General features: G+C 37.1%; 15 protein-coding genes. 12 read left to right on the forward strand and 3 right to left on the reverse strand.

All coding sequences use genetic code 11. The annotated features are described in order from the left end of the window. Nucleotides 1-138 precede the first annotated feature (138 nt). From PMI_RS02920 to PMI_RS02930, 3 genes are read left to right on the forward strand one after another with little or no spacing between them, the layout of a single operon-like run. On the forward strand, nucleotides 139-1,698 hold the full coding sequence (locus tag PMI_RS02920; RefSeq protein ID WP_012367672.1) for a ShlB/FhaC/HecB family hemolysin secretion/activation protein: 1,560 nt from the start codon (nucleotides 139-141) through the stop codon (nucleotides 1,696-1,698). Nucleotides 1,699-1,713: 15 nt separating this feature from the next. Beyond that, nucleotides 1,714-7,122 carry a DUF637 domain-containing protein gene (locus PMI_RS02925; protein ID WP_012367673.1) on the forward strand — a complete coding sequence of 1,803 codons (5,409 nt, stop codon included), beginning with the start codon at nucleotides 1,714-1,716 and terminating at the stop codon, nucleotides 7,120-7,122. Then, a complete protein-coding gene (locus PMI_RS02930; RefSeq protein ID WP_004244448.1) occupies nucleotides 7,122-7,433 on the forward strand; it encodes a hypothetical protein in 312 nt (103 codons plus the stop codon). Before PMI_RS02925 ends, PMI_RS02930 begins: the two co-directional genes overlap by 1 nt. Before the next feature lie 209 nt (nucleotides 7,434-7,642). Here the strand turns inward: PMI_RS02930 and modE are convergent, their stop codons facing one another. Continuing rightward, nucleotides 7,643-8,434, reverse strand: a complete 792-nt coding sequence (gene modE, locus PMI_RS02935; protein WP_004244449.1) for a molybdenum-dependent transcriptional regulator — start codon at nucleotides 8,432-8,434, stop codon at nucleotides 7,643-7,645. A 158-nt stretch (nucleotides 8,435-8,592) separates the two neighbouring features. Between modE and PMI_RS18850 the strand changes: the two genes are divergently transcribed. The 4 genes from PMI_RS18850 to modC all read left to right on the forward strand — a co-directional run bounded on the left by PMI_RS18850 (nucleotide 8,593) and on the right by modC (nucleotide 12,093). After that, the gene (locus tag PMI_RS18850) at nucleotides 8,593-8,736 is read left to right on the forward strand and encodes an AcrZ family multidrug efflux pump-associated protein (RefSeq protein WP_004247559.1); all 144 of its coding nucleotides are present in this window, start codon (nucleotides 8,593-8,595) and stop codon (nucleotides 8,734-8,736) included. Nucleotides 8,737-9,554: 818 nt separating this feature from the next. Further along, on the forward strand, nucleotides 9,555-10,325 hold the full coding sequence (modA, locus tag PMI_RS02940; RefSeq protein ID WP_004244452.1) for a molybdate ABC transporter substrate-binding protein: 771 nt from the start codon (nucleotides 9,555-9,557) through the stop codon (nucleotides 10,323-10,325). A gap of 17 nt (nucleotides 10,326-10,342) precedes the next feature. After that, nucleotides 10,343-11,035 (forward strand): molybdate ABC transporter permease subunit, encoded by a 693-nt coding sequence (gene modB / locus PMI_RS02945; RefSeq protein ID WP_004244453.1) that lies wholly within the window; start codon nucleotides 10,343-10,345, stop codon nucleotides 11,033-11,035. Next, the gene (gene modC, locus PMI_RS02950) at nucleotides 11,029-12,093 is read left to right on the forward strand and encodes a molybdenum ABC transporter ATP-binding protein ModC (protein WP_004244454.1); all 1,065 of its coding nucleotides are present in this window, start codon (nucleotides 11,029-11,031) and stop codon (nucleotides 12,091-12,093) included. The genes modB and modC overlap by 7 nt, the downstream gene beginning before the upstream one ends. A 64-nt stretch (nucleotides 12,094-12,157) precedes the next feature. On the opposite strand, the gene PMI_RS02955 is transcribed toward modC, so the two are convergent. Next, nucleotides 12,158-12,979, reverse strand: coding sequence for a pyridoxal phosphatase (locus PMI_RS02955; RefSeq protein WP_012367674.1), 822 nt, complete (start codon nucleotides 12,977-12,979; stop codon nucleotides 12,158-12,160). Nucleotides 12,980-13,127: 148 nt separating this feature from the next. Here PMI_RS02955 and pgl point away from each other — a divergent pair, with 148 nt between their 5' ends. Next, entirely contained in the window at nucleotides 13,128-14,117 is a 990-nt protein-coding gene (gene pgl / locus PMI_RS02960) for a 6-phosphogluconolactonase (protein WP_012367675.1), read from the forward strand. 56 nt (nucleotides 14,118-14,173) lie between these two features. Here pgl and bioA read toward each other — a convergent pair whose 3' ends face one another. Further along, nucleotides 14,174-15,451 (reverse strand): adenosylmethionine--8-amino-7-oxononanoate transaminase, encoded by a 1,278-nt coding sequence (gene bioA / locus PMI_RS02965; protein ID WP_004244458.1) that lies wholly within the window; start codon nucleotides 15,449-15,451, stop codon nucleotides 14,174-14,176. Between the two features lie 103 nt (nucleotides 15,452-15,554). Between bioA and bioB the strand changes: the two genes are divergently transcribed. From bioB to bioD, 4 genes are read left to right on the forward strand one after another with little or no spacing between them, the layout of a single operon-like run. After that, nucleotides 15,555-16,592, forward strand: coding sequence for a biotin synthase BioB (gene bioB, locus PMI_RS02970; protein WP_004244460.1), 1,038 nt, complete (start codon nucleotides 15,555-15,557; stop codon nucleotides 16,590-16,592). Then, nucleotides 16,592-17,755, forward strand: coding sequence for an 8-amino-7-oxononanoate synthase (bioF, locus tag PMI_RS02975; protein ID WP_004244461.1), 1,164 nt, complete (start codon nucleotides 16,592-16,594; stop codon nucleotides 17,753-17,755). The genes bioB and bioF overlap by 1 nt, the downstream gene beginning before the upstream one ends. Further along, nucleotides 17,730-18,497: a malonyl-ACP O-methyltransferase BioC gene (bioC, locus tag PMI_RS02980; protein ID WP_012367676.1), complete on the forward strand. Its 768-nt coding sequence runs from the start codon at nucleotides 17,730-17,732 to the stop codon at nucleotides 18,495-18,497. The genes bioF and bioC overlap by 26 nt, the downstream gene beginning before the upstream one ends. Further along, nucleotides 18,490-19,176: a dethiobiotin synthase gene (gene bioD / locus PMI_RS02985; protein WP_004244465.1), complete on the forward strand. Its 687-nt coding sequence runs from the start codon at nucleotides 18,490-18,492 to the stop codon at nucleotides 19,174-19,176. The genes bioC and bioD overlap by 8 nt, the downstream gene beginning before the upstream one ends. Nucleotides 19,177-19,246: the final 70 nt, after the last annotated feature.

Genomic DNA, 19,246 nt, shown 5'->3' on the forward strand with positions numbered 1-19,246 from the left:
ACCAATATCGGTTTAATTAAAACTTGTCAATATTTGTTGCTGATCGCTTAAGTAAAAATAGTGCAGAGAGAATAAAAAAGATAAAAGATGGGCAAGATTATTTATGTTATTTTAATAAAAACATAAGGACTCGTTTATATGAATAACATTAAAAGGGAATGTGTTAACTATTTATTAGGATTAATGGCGCTATTTTTATTAACGATAAGTAAGATAACTTTTGCAGAAATAAATAATAATGTAAATAATTGCTTCTTAATTAATGAAATAAAAATAGAAAGGAATGGTTTATTAACTAATAAGGCACAAAAAGAATTAATATCTAAATATATAAATAAATGTTTAACATTAAGTGATATGCAACATATCATTAAATCAATGACTAATGCGTATATTGAAAAAGGCTATATTACTTCACAAGCTTTTATTGCCGATCAAGATCTCTCAAATCATCAGTTAACCATTAACGTAATTGAAGGAAAGATAAAATCAATCTTTATTGATAATATGACTTCCCCCATGGTTGATATTCTATTTCCTTCATATCAAGATAAACGACTTAATTTACGTGAGTTAGAGCATGGGCTTGAACAACTAAATCGATTAACAACATCACAATATAGATTAGATATTCAACCTAGTGACAGGATAGGATACTCGACTATTTTTATTTATAAGAAAAACAAAACGCATCCTTTCAGAAATCAACTTACTATTGATAATTCAGGTTCAAAAGCAACAGGTGAAATGTTACTGACGAATACCACAACAATAGATTCGTTATTTGGATTTGGAGAGCAGTGGGATCTCTCCTTAAACAGTAATACAGATTTATTACATTCACATTATTATAGAGGCTATACAGCGAGTATAAATATTCCCTATGGCTATTGGTTTTATCAATATCAGTTATCTTATAACCGTTCTTCTCATTTTATTAAAAGTTATAGTAATAAATATATCTATAAAAGTATAAATACTAATCAGCAAGTTGATATTAGTCGTTTACTTTATCGGGATAGTAAGAAGAAGATAATATTAAAAGGCATATTAAAGCATAAAAAAGTAAAAACGGAATTAGCCAAACAGCCGATATTAATCAATAGCCCAACATTAACATCACTATCATTAGCCCCCCAATATCATTTTAATCTGACATCAGGTTATTTATCTATTAATCCATCAGCAGAAATTGGGTTGTCTTTTTTTGGGGCATCACCTGATTATATTGCTGAAAACTCACCCCGAAGCCACTATAGAAAATTGAGTCTAAATATACATTATCAATATTTATTTCCTTACTCTGTCTCCTATATTACGTCTTTTTATGGTCAATATACATCTGATAATCTTTATAGTGTGGAAAAAATATCCATAGATGGATTAAATGCAGTTCGTGGTGCTAAACAAAATAAGCTTAGTGCCAATAGAGGACTTTATTGGCGTAATGAAATTAATACACCATGGATAAATTCATTTTTAGGTCAATGGCGTTTTATTACAGCTGTTGATTATGGCGTTATCTATTCTGATCAATATGAAACAAAGCAGCAGTCTTTATTAGCTGGCGCTATGGGGCTTTCATTTTATCGTTCCCCTTTTTCTTCACAACTATTGATAAACAAACCATTCATTTATCCAAAGTGGTTAAATGCTAACCAATGGTCTTTATCTTGGTCAATTTCTTTCGCTCTTTAGATAAGGAAGTTTTTTATGCATAAAAAGGATATTTCGCGAAAACAGCGTTTAATAAGCTATTGTGTTATTTATTTAACCGCTATTTACCCATTGCATCCTGCTTGGGGCTCTGTCATTACTTCATCTGATAAAACGATAACAATAAACCAGCAAAATAATATTCCTATTATTAATATTGCAACACCTAATGACAGTGGTGTTTCTCATAATAGATTTAATGTCTTTAATGTTAATAAACAGGGGGCAGTACTTAATAATTCGCAAGTTGATGCCAATAGTCAATTAGCAAAAAAAATATCTGCTAATAAAAATTTAAAAGGTAATACGGCTAATTTAATTATTAATGAAGTTGTCGGTAATAGTCGTTCACAGTTATTAGGTAAATTAGAAGTTGCAGGACAACAAGCGGATGTTTTAATTGCTATTCCTAATGGAATTAGTTGTGATGGTTGCTCATTTATTAATACTCCATCAATTACTCTCACGACGGGAAAGCCTCAATTTAGCCCTCAAGGTACCTATTCGGCACTAGAAGTAAAAAAAGGCAGTATTGTTATTGGTAAGCAAGGTATGAATGCCGATTTGCAAAATTATGCCGATATTATTAGTCGTAGTATTGAAATAAATGGAAAGATAAATGCTAAAAATCTCTCTTTAATGCAAGGGAATAACCATATTGATTTCGGCAAAGGGACAGTAAATAGCATTAATGGAGAAGGTGTAAAACCGACCGTCGCTATTGATACAAAAGCATTGGGTGGAATGTATGCCAATCAAATACGCTTAGTTAGCACAGAAAAAGGGGTCGGTGTTAATTTAACTGATATTCAAACAAAACAAAATAGTATCAATTTAACAGTTGATGGCAAAATTACCTTTAATGGCAATATTCAATCTGAGCAAGATATTAATGTTAGTAGCAAAGCGCTACAAATGAATAGTAATGCCAGCTTAAAAGCGCAAAGAGATATTACATTAGCAACTAATACGCTAACGAATCATAGTGATATTATCGCAGAAAAGGATATGCGTTTATTCGTAGATAAATTCACTAATAAAGGTGAAAAAGCGCTTATTCAAGCAAAAGATAATTTATGGATACAAAAAAATGCACAGGGTGAACCAAGTAGTTTAATTGAAAATCAATCAGCCACCATAAAAACAGAAAAGGGTGATTTGATTATTAGAACCAAGAAATTGGTTAATGAATCTATTACTCCTTTATTTAAAGAAATAAAGCAAGAGCCTGATTCTACATCGTCTATAAATATAGGTACTCATTTTCTTCATCCTTACAATAGTCCTACGAATAATTTCCTTATAATTATTTTACTTGCTGAATTAAAAGAACTCTCTGATAAAAAGTGGTTTGATATATTAGATTTAAAAAATAATGGAGGTGTTAATGTAGAACGCTCATTATTTGAAAAGAATAAAAAGTATGTTCCTAGTGTTATTTATTCTGGTAAAAATTTATATATACAATCTAACGAGTTTTTTAATACCCAATCTGATATTTTTGCAACTAATGATCTTATCGCAACAGGAAACAATGCAAAAGTATACTATTATCGGTTTGGACACCTTAATAAATGGGATCTTTATTCTCATGATAATGCTCATATTTTTTATCGAGATGATGTAAATAAATATAATATTGATGAAACTAAATTTCAAAAAATAGTTCATTTTATTCCCTTTACTAAAACTGGAAGTCATTATGAATTTATTGTAGATAGTGCTTCTGAATATATGATAAAAGCAGGTAATAATTTAGTTTTAGATTTTAAAGATAGTATAGCGTTAGAACGTAAATTTCCATTTTTAGAAAAAGAAATTAAAAAGTATAGAAGAATATCTGATTTTGAAAGTACTATATTAGCTAAAAATATACTATTAAATGCTAATAATTTAAATATCTCATTAAATTTAAAATCAAGTAACTCTTTATCTGTTATTGCTAATAAAAATATAAATATAAGTAATTCAAATTTATTATCTGGTGATATTATAAATTTAACAGCAATTGATAATGTTAATTCTGAAAATATAGATGTAACGGCAAAGCATTTTTCCATCATAACTAAGAATGGAGATATTAATTATTCATTTAGCCCTATAGCCTCTTATACTCTGAATAGCATTAAGGCACCATTTATTGATGTGTCTGAAAAAATAGACTTTTATTCAGGTAAAAACATTTACATTTCAAATGTAATAATTAATGAATCAAATGAAAAAAGTTTATCAGCATTAGAGAATATTAAAATAAAACGCGATGAGTCTTTATTTTTCAACCTAATGCCAAATTTTAGAGATGAACAATATATTTCAGCGTTTTTATTTAATATGGGGTTTTGGAAAAGTAAGAATAATATAAGCTTGATGGCTGGTAAAGATATTGTTAGTCAGGGAATAAAATATTATAGTAACAAAGAAATAACTTTTAATGCAGGACAAGATATTTTTCTTGCCTCCAAATTAATAAAAGAAGCCGCTCCTTTTTTCAGTGATATTTATTACCCCCAACTACAATCTAAATTATTTTCAGATAATAACCTTATTTTAAATGCCGCGCGTGATATTGATTTAAGTTCAACAGTATTAAATTCAAAAGATAAAGTTATTGTATTAGCGGGTAGAAATATAAAACTGGGTGCAAATGCTTATTCCGCCATCGAAGATCCCCACGAAGATGCGCAAGACATTCAATATGCCACCACATCCATTATGGGAAATAAAGGTATTTCTATTGCATCATCAGGCTCACTCACAACAGAAGGAAGTTCACTTAAATCAGAGGGGGATATTGCTATTTCCAGTGGTGGCAATATCCAATTGGGATCAGTAAGAACACATTTTCGTAAAGAGTCGGACTCAGAGTTAGAAGAACTTCGTAAACAAGTCAGTACTGAAATTAATAGCGGTAATCATCTAACACTATTATCTGAGGGCAGTATTTTATTTCAGGCCTCTCAATTGGCTGCTAATAAAAAGATGGATATTGCTGCTAAAGGTGGATTTCTTTATGCACAGGCAATGGAAGAATCCAGTTACTATGAAGAAGAAAAGAAAAAATGTAATTGGTGGACACTGTGTGCGACTAAAAAGAAATATACCAAAACATTTAATAACACAACGAATAAAGTTACCGAGTTTATTGCTAATGACGATATTAATTTAATTGCTAAAGATGATATCACTTTAGAAGCAAGCAAATTAGAGACAGCAAAGAATGCCAAATTAACCAGTAAAACAGGAGGCATTAATTTTAAAGCGGTGAAAGATACTGCTTTTAAACAAGTTATTACTCGTTCAAAAGATATATATATCACTCAACGTAATCAGGGATACACCAAGGGAACATGGCTATTACCTGAACTCTATATTGGCGGAAAGCTGACTATCGATGCGCCAAAAGGCATATCTGCAGATATTAAAGCCAAAAAAGAGCAATCTTTAGAGCAGGCATTAACTGCCTTAAGTAACACACCAGAATATGCTTGGCTTAATGCGCTCCAAGGTCAAGAAAATATTAATTGGAATTTAGTGAAAGACACTTATTCCAGTTGGGATGATAAAACCCAGCAGTTAAATCCAGTTGTTGGTGCGGTTATTGCCATCGCGGTAGGGGTTGCAACTTATGGTACGGCAACAGCTGCCTCAATAGGAGGAATGGCAAGTAATGCCACTATTGCTGCAGGAGCCTCTGCGGGGGTTGCGTCAACGGCATCAGTTGCGGCACAAGCCGGTTTTGCTTCTTTAGTTTCGCAAGCTGCGGTCTCTTTAGCCGAAAATCAAGGCAATATTTCTAAAACATTTGGCGCCTTAAGTCGCAGTGATACGGTGAAATCCATTGTCACCAGTATGACCGTTGCAGGCGCCTTGCAAGGTCTTGACCAATTTATGGGTTGGGATCAAGCAATACAGGGGGGAACATTACCGACAACAGGCAAGTTGCTTGCGACGGATAATGCCACATGGACTCAAGTTGCTCAACGCGTTGCCTCACAGTCAGTAGTGAGTTCTACACTGGGCACAGCCATTCAAGGTGGCAGTTTTATTGATAATTTTAAAACTGCGCTATTAAGCCATATCGGCAGTCAATTTCACGCTGAAGGTGCCAATCTCATTGGTGATAACGGTGCGATATTAGGGCATGCAGGAAAGGTTTTAAGCCATTCTGTTGTTGCAGGAGTGAGTGCTGAAATTGCAGGAGGCAGTGTAACAGGTGCAGTAGCCGGCGCCTTGGCAGCAGAAATAGCGGCAATATCGCTACAAAGTAAATTATTTGAGCCTAGTTATTTAAATGAAACTGACAGACAAGTTGCATTAATTCAAGAGGCACTACATGGCAATGAAGGAAAAACACAGCTCACTAAATTAATTGGTGCACTGACAGGCGCTATTGTGACTCGTAAGCCTGAGGGCGTATTTTCTGCGGCTAATTCTGCGGAGTTAGTTTATCGACATAATTACAGCGAACATATGCTTTCAAAGCTAGCACTAGAAAATAATAAGGACATAATTGCAGCGTCAAAAGGTGATGTTGCAGCAGCAGAAAGAGTTGTAAATCGACAAAATGCAGGGATGATTGCGATTGCTCTTGGTTTAGGAGGAAGTGCGAGCATTATTGGTGGTCACACTGTTATTGCAGCAACACCAGAACTTATTGCTATTACGCAAGCTGCATTTAGTACATGTAAAGCTAATTGGGTTTATTGTGCTAATCAGCTAGGTATTAATATCGCTGGGATATCAGCTCCAGAAGCTGCAATCGCTGGTGTCACCGTTGGTACTGGTTATAAAGTATTAGCTAGTTCAGAAGAAAGTGCTAAAGCTTTCTCTAGCATGTTAGCTAATAGTTCAAAGTCTTTAATGACTTCAGGAAAATTAAATATAACTGCTATAAAACCGATAGTAGAACAAGAAAAATTATTAATAACTACCAACAAAAAAGCTATTGAAATAATCAATAACGGGGAGTTTATAATATATTCAGGAGTAACTACGAATGGATATAAAGTATCTAATGGAGCCAAAACCGTAGTTTTTAAAAATGAATTAGAACATCCTATTGTTCAATCTAGGATTAATATTAAAGTGGGAGATGTTGAATCAGGTTGGTTGCATGTACAAAAACGTCATTTTTCAGGAGCGCAAAATGCTAGCCAATTTACGCTTAGTGAACAGGAAATTAAAGATATATTATTAAGTCCTGCTGTCATTAAGATTCCTATTAATAAAACGAGAGAATCATATAATAAAAACACCAATAGTATTGATATTTTGTATGAAAGAGTGATTCAGCTTGATAAAAATATAGGAATTGATAAATTTAGTAAACAGCCAACTAACATAATTACTATGCTCACAGATAAAAATGGAAATTTAATAACTACTACCCCTGGGGAAATAAAGTGATGACAAATGAAGCTTTTTTAAAATTTAAGGATTCAGAAAATAAAATTATCATTCCGTACCTCAAAAAAGTATTTCCATCATTGAAATCAGCATGTTGTTTATATCATATGATAGAACAATTAGAGGATGTTTATACTTACTTAATTAATAGCAAGGATGTTATTTTTATTGAAGTGTCGAGGTTAAATAATTCTATTAACCATACGGATATTTTATCAATTAAAGATTATGCTATTATGAAAAAGGGGAAACAATATCATCGTTATATGAAAGAGATTATTGCTTTATCAAATAGTGAGATAATTAAATGATAGTTTATGGATGGAATATTAGATTAATAAATTATATATAACAATACAATTATAACGTTAAAAATCCATTGTATTGGCAAAGTATTAATTGCATCAATAAAAAAAGCTTTTACACGTTGTATTAGTCGAAAAACCATCACTTAATATAATTTTTAAAATATCAATTAAGTGATGGTGTTATTTTTACTGAAAATCCATCATGCTAATAATTAACATAATGTGGCGATAATCACCTGATCGGCATTAAATAACGCTGTTACGGTATCATTAATATGTAGCTTTTGTTGTGTAACATGCTGGTTAGAACAAGTCGCACACACTTCTAGTCCACCTTCTAACGTTACCACTAATTCACTATTTTCATTGCCCGTTTCAATTTGGGTTAGGGTGCCTGATAGCGCATTGTCATATTGTTGTGCTACAGAGGCGCCTTTTTCTATATTGACCCATGGCGCTTTAATTAAAACGAGTACTTCTTTGCCTTCTTTAAGATTTAGACGATCGGCGCTTTTTTCAGTTAACGCCGCGCGAATAACCGTTTTTTGATCAGCAAGCTGAACATTAACATGTTGTTGTACTTGTAAGTGATCGCGTTCAATAATGGTGCCAAAAAATTGGTTTCTGGCACTGGTCTGTAACGAAAAACGTGAAATAGCCGCTAAAAGGCTGTCTAAAGGTAATGAATCGTCTTTTAATACATCAAAGGCTTTTTGTTGAATTTGTCCTAGTAGATCATAAAGTTGTAGTAAGCGTTCACAATAATGAGTCAGTGTAGCGCCTCCACCCCCTTTACCGCCAGTTGCTCTATCAACCAGGAGTTCGTCAGCCAGTTGATTCATTTCATTGATGGCGTCCCAAGCACTTTTATAACTAATGCCCGCCATTTTCGCCCCTTGGCTAATTGAGCCTGTTGCTTTAATTTGTTTTAACAGCGCAACACGGCGTGGATCAGCAAAGAGCTTATCTTGAAGTTTCAGTGTCAGTAATATTTCTGCTTGCATAATGATAGGCTTCTTCTGGTTTGTCTGTTTATCGCATTTTTTGTGCCGACACAAAACGATAATTCTCTAGAATAGATACAACTATAGCGTTATTATTCGTTATTCGTGAAGAAATGCCAACTCTGGCTTTCCGAATATACCATGATAAAGAGGTTATCATGTTTGAATTATTGAAAAGTTTAGGGTTCGCTCTCTTGATGGTACCTGTTGTGATGGTACTTATCATGGGCATTATTTATGGTTTAGGCGAGATTTTTAACTTAATTTCACCTAGTCAGTCAAAGGCTGATAAAAAAGCATAATTACCCCTCTATTTAGAACAGCCCTTTATTGTGAAGGGCTGTTTTTTAATACTCCTCAAATACTCCTCAAATACTCGTCATACTTCAAGTTGTAGCGTTGTTGACTGCGTTTATTCGCACTAGTCACATACTTATGTATGCTCCTAGCGACTCATTCACTTGTCGCCTAGCTACACCTTGAATTATTTAGAGTATTTAGTATTTAGCTATTTAACTTCAAGTTGTCGCGTTGTTGACTGCGTTTATTCGCACTAGTCATATACTGATATATGCTCCTAGCGACTCATTCACTTGTCGCCTAGCTACACCTTGAATTATTTAGAGTATTTATCTTTTAGCTATTTATCTTTTAGCTATTTAACTTCAAGTTGTCGCGTTGTTGACTGCGTTCATTCGCACTAGTCACATACTGATGTATGCTCCTAGCGACTCATTCACTTGTCGCCTAGCTACACCTTGAATTATTTAGAGTATTTAGCTGTTAGCTATTTAACTTCAAGTTGTAGCGTTGTTGACTGCGTTTATTCGCACTAGTCACATACTTATGTATGCTCCTAGCGACTCATTCACTTGTCGCCTAGCTACACCTTGAATTATTTAGAGTATTTATCTTTTAGCTATTTATCTTTTAGCTATTTAACTTCAAGTTGTCGCGTTGTTGACTGCGTTTCTATCTCCATTGCTATCGCCATTTTTGTCTCCCTATTTATCGCTATATTTATTGATATATAACCAATTTTAATCAACTTATCCTTTCATTTTACGTTATATCTTGATATATACAGCGTGGTTATTGTCCTATTTAAGTGGAACTCAACATGAAAAAATTATCAGGTAAGTTACTGGCTGGTGCGATTATCTCTTTTGCTTTAGTGAGCCAAAGCATGGCATCGGAAAAAATAACGGTATTTGCGGCGGCTTCTCTCACTAATGCGCTTAATGAAATTTCGGCACAATATAAACAGGAAAAACAAGCGGATGTCGTTGCTTCTTATGCATCCTCTTCAACACTTGCTCGCCAAATTGAGCAAGGAGCACCTGCAAATCTATTTATTTCTGCCGATCAGCAGTGGATGGATTATGTTATTAATAAGAATTTAATGGTGACTGATTCACGACATACATTATTAGGTAACGACTTAGTGTTAATTGCTCCTAAAGATAGCAAATTAAACAATGTTGTTATTAATAAGGATACTAAATGGAAATCCTTACTTAATGGTGGAAAATTAGCTGTGGGTGATCCAGATCATGTACCTGTTGGTATCTATGCTAAAGAGTCATTAGAATATTTAGGTGCATGGGATGTGGTGAGTCCGGAAATGGCACGCACTAATAATGTTCGCAGCGGCATGGCATTAGTTGAACGAGATGAAGCACCATTAGGTATTGTCTATGGCTCTGATGCTGTTGCCAGTGACAAAGTGAAAGTGGTTGGGGTATTCCCAACTGATAGTCACAAACCTGTTGAGTATCCAATGGCAGTTGTAAAAGGACAGGATAATAAAGCTGTTCGTGATTTTTATGACTATCTAAAAACACCTCAAGCCGCAGAAATATTTAAGAAATACGGCTTTAGCCCACTTTAGGAATTATACTTTTGGAGATGTTAAGTGAATACGAATGGCAAGCGATTCTTTTAAGCCTTAAGGTATCGACAATTGCAGTAATAATTAGTCTTCCTTTTGGTATATTGATGGCTTGGCTATTAGTTAGGGTTCGTTTTCCCGGTAAATCATTGCTTGATAGCATTATTCATTTACCTTTAGTTTTACCTCCCGTTGTTGTTGGTTATCTATTATTAATTAGCATGGGGAGACGCGGATTTATTGGTGAATGGCTATATAATTGGTTTGGATTTAGTTTTACCTTCAGTTGGCGAGGGGCGGCACTTGCCTCAGCTGTTGTGGCATTTCCACTGATGGTAAGAGCAATTAGACTAGCACTAGAAGCTGTCGACCAACGTATGGAACAAGCGGCAAGAACATTAGGCGCATCACCATTACGTGTCTTTTTTACTATAACGTTACCATTATCTATGCCCGGCATTATTGCGGGGATCGTATTGGCCTTTGCTCGCTCATTAGGTGAATTTGGCGCCACAATCACTTTCGTCTCCAATATTCCAGGGGAAACCAGAACGATCCCTTTGGCTATGTATACGTTAATTGAAACACCGGGGGCAGAAATGGATGCCGCCCGTTTATGTGTCATTGCAATTATTTTGGCGCTCGTCTCTTTAATGGCTTCAGAGTGGCTAACTCGTTGGGGGCGTAAAAGATTGGGGGGCGTATGCTAGAGATGAATTTTAAACAGACACTGGGCTCTTTGTGTCTGGAAGTGAATACTCAATTACCAACAGAAAGTATCACGGCGGTATTTGGCTTATCTGGCGCAGGTAAAACGTCGCTCATTAATGTGATTGGTGGTTTAACCAAACCTGATTCAGGACATATTGTGTTAAATAATCACACATTGGTGGATATTGAGAAGAAAATTTATCTGCCACCCGAAAAGCGCAAAGTAGGCTATGTATTTCAAGATGCACGACTATTTCCTCATTATACCGTAAAAGGAAATTTACTTTACGGTATGTCACCAACAATGAAAGTACAGTTTGATAGAATTATTTATCTATTAGGTATCGAACATCTACTTTCGCGTTTTCCTATTACGCTATCTGGTGGTGAAAAACAACGTGTGGCTATTGGACGTGCATTATTAACTGCACCCGATATTATGCTAATGGATGAACCATTGGCCTCTCTTGATTTACCCCGCAAGCGTGAATTATTACCCTATTTAGAAAAACTTTCACAAGATGTACAAATACCTATTTTGTATGTGAGCCATAGTCTAGATGAGATTATTCGACTTGCTGATAATGTGATTGTTATGGATGCCGGAAAAATTAAGGCAATGGGTAAGTTAGAAGATGTTTGGGCCAGTAGCGCATTACGCCCTTGGTTACAAAAAGAGACGTTAAGCAGTGTTGCAAATGTTATGGTCGTTGAACATCATAGCCATTATGCGATGACGGCGACCGCCTTTGGTAATCAAGTACTGTGGTTGCCACAAATAGAGGCAAAAATAGGTCGCGATGTGCGCGTTCGTATTGATGCTTCAGATGTATCGTTAACTACCACTCGCCCATCAAATAGTAGTATCCGTAATATATTACATATGAAAGTGGTCGAAATGATCAAACATGATGATCAGGTAGATGTGAAACTGGTTAATGATGGCAATTATTTATGGGCGCGGATCACCCCTTGGGCGAGAGATGAACTCAATATTCAAGAAGGGCAGTGGCTTTATGCGCAAATAAAAAGTATTTCACTAAGTCGCCATCTTTAATTTATTGATTTATAAAAATAAAGCCTCGTCATAGATGAGGCTTTGTTGTTTGAATAGCAAGTATTTAAGACAAAATATATTTATGAATAGTCTCTGCAATACCGGGCTGATTATTATTTTTAGTCACCAGTTTAGCGCGTGCTTTGACCTCATCTGATGCGTTGCCCATAGCAACACCTAAACCAACATGCTCTAACATACTTAAGTCATTGAAGTTATCACCAAACGCCATAACATCACTCATCTTCATGCCATTAGCTTCAACCCAACGCTGTAAACGGCGACCTTTGCTATTACCTTTCTTGGCGATATCAACTTGATCGACCCAAGACCATTCACACTCTAAGCCGACTTGTTGTTCTACTTGTTCGATTAAAGCACGTAACTCATCGTGATTGGGGGTTGTGGTCGCTATTTTCCAGATAGAATCAACATGATGCATTGCTTGGTAAAAATCATCTACTTTGACTAAATTAGGGCGTTGTGCCAGAGGAAGAGTATCAGCCCAATTAAGTGTACGTTGTACGGCAGCGGTAAGTTGATCATACATCATTGCATCATCTGCATAGACTAAATGATGCACATCGGTTTGTTTAACCAAGTCGAGTACCGCGCGTGTTTCTTCGGGGGTTAAAGGATCAGATTCAAGCACTTTTTTACCGAGGTAGTCGTAAAGATAAGTACCATTACAACAGATAGCGGGTGTATCAAGATCTAGCGCTTGATAGAATGGATGAATAGCAACATGGTGACGACCTGTTACAATGAGTACTTTAACGCCCGCTTTTCTGGCAAGATTAAGAGCAGTTAAAGATCCCGGTAGGATACGTTTTTGGTCATCAAGCAATGTGCCATCAAGATCCAGTGCAATAACGCGGTACGACATAATAAGCCCCTTGATAGTATAAAGATGCAATGATGCTGATGTTACACGTTAACCTAGCAAAGATAAACTAGCTTAATCGTGACAGGTATCAGTTGGTTAAGTTATTATTCTTTATAAATCAATAGGTAATCGATTTTAAGGAGAAAGGATGAAACAGGTAGTCTACGTAGCAAGTCCAGAGAGTCATCAAATCCATGCGTATACATTAAATAGCGCGGGAGAGATGCATCTACTGCAGGTTGTTGAGGTTGCAGGACAAGTTCAACCTATGGTGGCTAGTGCAGATGGAAAACATCTTTATGTTGGCATTCGTCCTCATTTTAGTGTGGTGACCTTTGAAATCGCACCTGATGGCCAGTTAGAACAAAAAGCAATAACGGCAATTCCAAGTGCGCCGGTTCATTTGTGCTTGGATAAAACCGAACGCTTTTTGTTTGTTCCTTCTTATCACCAAGGTAACTTAGCGGTATTGCCGATTAATCAACAAGGTATTGCTCAAGCACCAATACAACTTATTGAAGGATTAAATAAACCACACTCTTCTAATATTGATTGGCATAACAAGCAGCTTATTGTTCCCTGTTTAGGTGAAGATCATATTCGTCTATTTAATCTTTCAGAAGAGGGACATTTAAGTGAAGCGCGTAGCGAAGAGTTAACCACAGCAATAAATGCAGGGCCGCGTCATTTAGCGTTCAATCCTAATGGCGAAGTGTTTTATTGCCTTAATGAATTAGATGCAACAATCAATGTTTATCGTCGTATGGGTGATCTTTATCGTTTAATGCAAACCATCGATATTGTGCCAGAAACTTTCAATAGCACACGTTGGGCCGCTGATATCCATATTACCCCAGACGGTCGTTTCCTCTATGCCAGTGAACGTTCGGAAAGCTTGATTAGTGTAATGGCAGTTTCAGAAGCAGGGGATCATCTACAACCTGTAGGTCATTATACAACACAGACACAACCACGCGGTTTTAATCTTGATAATACAGGAAATTATCTCATTTCTTGCGGTCAGAAATCTGATTTTGTCTCTGTTTCTCGTATTGATAGGCAAACCGGCGCATTAACGGAATTAGCTTGTTATCCAGTCGGAAAAGGGGCGATGTGGGTCACTGTAGTCACCAAATAAGTATTGCTTGCTCTCTAGCGGTAGATGATGCCGCTAGAGATATTAAAACAAAATAATTAATTGGTAAGATTAACTGCTTTCTCAATTGCTTGAGTGAGTTTAGTGAGCTTTTCAGGTGATATAATATAAGGAGGCATAATATAAATCAGTTGACCAAAAGGTCGTATCCAAACCCCTTCATCGACAAAGTATTTCTGTAGTTTAGCCATATTGACTGGCTCAACCATTTCTACGACACCAATAGCACCAAGTACCCGCACATCTTTAACGCTTTTTGCTTGCTTTAAGGGTAACAATTCGGTTTTAAGTTGATCTTCAATTTGAGCGACTTGATTAACCCAGTGACCTTGCTCTAATAGTGATAAACTAGCATTCGCCACCGCACAGGCAAGAGGATTCCCCATATAGGTAGGGCCATGCATAAAGCAACCTGCATCACCTTGGCTGATAGTATCGGCAATATGGCGTGTAGTTAACGTGGCGGATAGCGTCATATAACCACCTGTTAATGCTTTACCTACACACATAATATCGGGGGAGATCCCCGCGTGTTCACAAGCAAATAATTTACCGGTTCTGCCAAATCCAGTGGCGATTTCATCGGCAATTAATAACACATTAAATTCATCACATAACGCTCGAGCTTGTGTTAAATACTCTGGGTGGTATATGCGCATACCACCAGCCCCTTGGACGATTGGCTCTAGCATCACAGCGGCAATATGTTGATGATGTTGCGCTAATGTGGTGCGTAAATCGTCTATATCAGTAGCGTCCCACGGTTGATAAAATCCGGTTTTTGGCGCTTCGACAAACAGATGATTCGGCAGGTAGCCTTTGTAGAGACTATGCATCGAATTGTCAGGATCACACACCGACATCGCACCAAAAGTATCACCATGATAACCGCGTTTTAATGCCACAATGCGCTGGCGTTTTTCACCTTTTGCCTGCCAATATTGCAATGCCATTTTTATCGCCACTTCAACCGCTACAGAGCCTGAATCAGCGAGGAAAATACACTCTAGTGGGGCGGGAGTGATAGCCAATAGTTTTCGACATAGAGCAACCGCTGAGGGATGGGTGATACCACCAAACATCACATGGGACATTGCTGCTAGTTGTTCTGTTACCGCCGTATTGAGTTCAGGGTGGTTATAGCCGTGGATCGCAGCCCACCATGAAGACATACCATCAATTAATTGTTTGCCATTCGCTAAAGTGAGTTCAACCCCTTTTGCACTTACGATTGGATAAGCCGGTAATGGGTTACTCATCGAGGTATAAGGGTGCCAAATATGGCGTAAATCAAAAGCAATATCATCGGGTGTCATTTTACTTTCCAGTTAATAATGTAAACCTAGTGTGATCAATTTTAGTTGACATGATAACCCTATTATTTAAACTGGCAATCACTTTTGAACAGGAGAATGTATTGTGAGTACGTTAAAACGTTGGACATTAAAAGAAGCTAGGGCACTGTTTGATATGCCATTTTTAGATTTGGTTTTTCAAGCGCAACAAGTGCATCGTCAACATTTTGATCCTTCACAAATTCAAGTCAGCACCTTACTGTCGATAAAAACAGGCGCTTGTCCTGAAGATTGTAAATATTGTGCCCAAAGTGCGCGCTATAAAACAGGGTTAGAAAAAGAGCGCTTAATGGAAGTACAACAAGTGATTGAATCAGCCAAAAAAGCAAAAGCAGCTGGTTCAACCCGTTTTTGTATGGGCGCGGCTTGGCGTAATCCACATGAGCGTGATATGCCTTATCTTGAGCAGATGGTCAAAGAAGTGAAAGCGCTAGGTATGGAAACCTGTATGACATTGGGTAAGCTTGATGATTCACAAGCCTCACGCTTAGCACAAGCCGGACTGGATTTTTATAACCATAATCTTGATACATCACCTGAGTTTTACGGCAGCATTATTACCACCCGGACATATCAAGACCGTTTAGATACCTTAGATAAAGTACGTAATGCTGGCATTAAAGTGTGCTCTGGAGGCATTTTAGGTTTAGGGGAAGAGGTCAAAGATAGAGCCGCTATGTTAGTGCAATTAGCTAACTTACCGCAACCGCCGGAAAGTGTACCTATCAATATGTTAGCCAAAATTAAAGGTACGCCACTGGCTGATAATGAAGATGTCGATCCCTTTGATTTTATTCGGACTATTGCTGTTGCTCGTATTATGATGCCTCGCTCTTATGTGCGACTTTCAGCAGGGCGTGAACAAATGAGTGAACAAACGCAAGCATTCTGTTTTATGGCTGGCGCAAACTCCATTTTTTATGGTTGCAAATTATTAACGACCACGAATCCCACTGAAGATAAAGATCACCAATTATTCCGTAAGCTTGGTTTAAATCCTGAAAGATTATCTGTCTCAATGGGCGATCAGCAACAAGAAGACGTGTTGCTACAAGCTGTTGCTGAAAAAGACACCGAACAATTTTATAACGCGGCACTGTAATGAGTTGGCAAAACTATCTAGATAAGCGACTTAATGAGCGTAGAAATACGCCATTATGGCGAAAAAGACAGGTGATCCAGCATAGCAATGGACGCTATTTAACCACACTGTCTGGTGATAAATATGTTAATTTTTCTGGTAACGATTATTTAGGGATAAGCCAACATCCTGATGTTATTCAAGCATGGCAACGTGGTGCGAATGAATATGGTGTAGGGAGTGGGGGATCGGGTCATATTACCGGTTTTACACAGGCCCATCAGCAGTTAGAGCAACAACTCGCTGACTGGTTAGGGTACGATCATGCGCTATTATTTTCTTCAGGTTATAGTGCTAATCAAGGTGTTATTGCGACATTACTTGAAAAAGAAGATGCCATCATTGCCGATAAACTTTGTCATGCTTCATTAATGGAAGCGGCTATCTTATCACCGGCGAGTTTATGGCGCTTTTTGCATAATTCTGCGCCATCTCTATCTCAGCGGCTTCATAAAACCTCTGCGAATAAAAGCTTAGTCGTGACAGAAGGGGTTTTTAGCATGGATGGTGATAAAGCGCCATTAGCGGCTATGGCAGAAATAAGTCAACAGCATCAGGCGTGGTTAATGGTTGATGATGCGCATGGTATTGGCGTGTTAGGTAAAGAAGGTAAAGGGAGTTGCCATGAAGCAGGGATTAAACCTGAGTTATTAATAGCGACTTTTGGTAAAGCCTTTGGCATTAGTGGTGCGGCTGTACTGTGTAATAAGGCGACTGCTGAGTTTTTCGAACAATATTCACGTCACTTAATTTATAGTACCTCAATGCCCCCCGCACAAGCCGTTGCTTTACATGCAGCGTTAAAAGTTATTAAACAAGATGATGAAGGACGAGAATATCTTCAACAACTTATTAGCTTTTTCCGTCAAGGTGTCTCATCACTTCCAGTCACATTATTACCTTCACAAACAGCCATTCAACCGTTAATTATTGGTGATGAACTACGCTGTCAACAACTTTCAGACTATTTACAACGTGAAGGTTTCTGGGTAAAAGCGATCTTTCCACCGACTGTACCCCCTCACAGCGCACGTTTACGCATTACTTTAACGACTCGTCACCAAATTTCCGACATTGCGATGTTAATCGAGCTTCTTCATGGTTTCTTCAATCAAAACAGATAAACAGCAGATAGCCCAGTGTTTTAGTAAAGCGGCTAGCCATTATGATCATCATGCCTCTATTCAACGTTATAGTGGTGATAAATTGATGTATTTAGCTCGCCACCAAGCTGGGGATAGGGTGCTAGATGCGGGGTGTGGCACTGGGTATTTCAGTCAAAAATGGCGACAACAAGGACGATTTGTTATCGCACTTGATTTATCTCATGCCATGTTACAAGTGGCGAGACAACAACAACGGGCTAATTGTTATTTACAAAGTGATATTGAGCACTGTGCGATCACCCCCCACAGCATAGATATCGTTTTTAGCAATTTAGCTATGCAGTGGTGTGATGATCTTGCCATTGCGGTAAATAGCTTAATGAGTGTCGTCAATCCACAAGGGGCGCTCTATTTTTCTACGTTAGCAACATCAACGTTACAAGAGGTACGAGATGCTTGGCAGTTTCTTGATAACCACCAACATGTTAACCCGTTCCTCTCTTACCAACAGATTGAACAAGCCTGTAGTGGTTTTCAATATCAATTTGTGACTGAAAAGGTGACAGAACAATATGCATCATTGCCTGAGCTTTTTACCTCATTAAAAGGGGTAGGCGCGAATTTTGTGCAAGGAGAACGGCCAAAAGGATTAATGACACGCCAAAAACTGCGTCAATTAGAGCAAGTTTGGCGCAAAACAGACTCTGGTAAATATTTACTTACTTATGAACTCGTTATAGGAAAGATTTCTCATGGCTAAAACATGGTTTTTAACAGGAACAGATACCGAAGTCGGTAAAACCGTCGTAAGTAGTGCATTATTACAATGCGCTACACAACAAGGATATCAAACGGCGGGTTATAAACCTGTTGCATCTGGCAGCGAATGGTTACCTGAAGGTTTACGTAATAGTGATGCATTAACGTTACAACAGTTTAGTAGCGTCCCTTTGGCTTATCAGCAAGTGAATCCCTATTGCTTTGAAACCCCCACATCACCTCATATTGTGAGCGAAGAAACAAAACAACCTATTGATTTTCAGGTTATGTCCAAGGGGTTATCTTATCTGCAACAACGCGCAGATTGGGTATTAGTTGAAGGTGCTGGGGGATGGTTTACGCCACTATCAGCAAACCAATTCTTTGCAGATTGGGTGATTGAAGAAAAATTACCGGTTATTTTAACGGTGGGTATTAAATTAGGTTGTATTAATCATGCATTATTAACGCAACAAGCTATTTGGCAATCAGGGTTGACTTTAGCGGGTTGGGTAGCAAATGAAGTAGAGCCTGCCGGGCGGTATCAACAGCAGTATTTAGCTACTTTAATGGCGCATATTAAAGCACCACTTTTAGGTAAAATTCCTTATTTAACACAAGACGTTAAACAACATAATTTTACCTCTTATCTTGATCTCTCTTATCTCAAATCACATTGATACATCATCATTGAGTCAATTTTAACAGCTTATTTTCATGTATAAAAAAATAAAAAAATTATTTTTTTTG

Source organism: Proteus mirabilis HI4320, from assembly GCF_000069965.1.
Lineage (GTDB): Bacteria > Pseudomonadota > Gammaproteobacteria > Enterobacterales > Enterobacteriaceae > Proteus > Proteus mirabilis.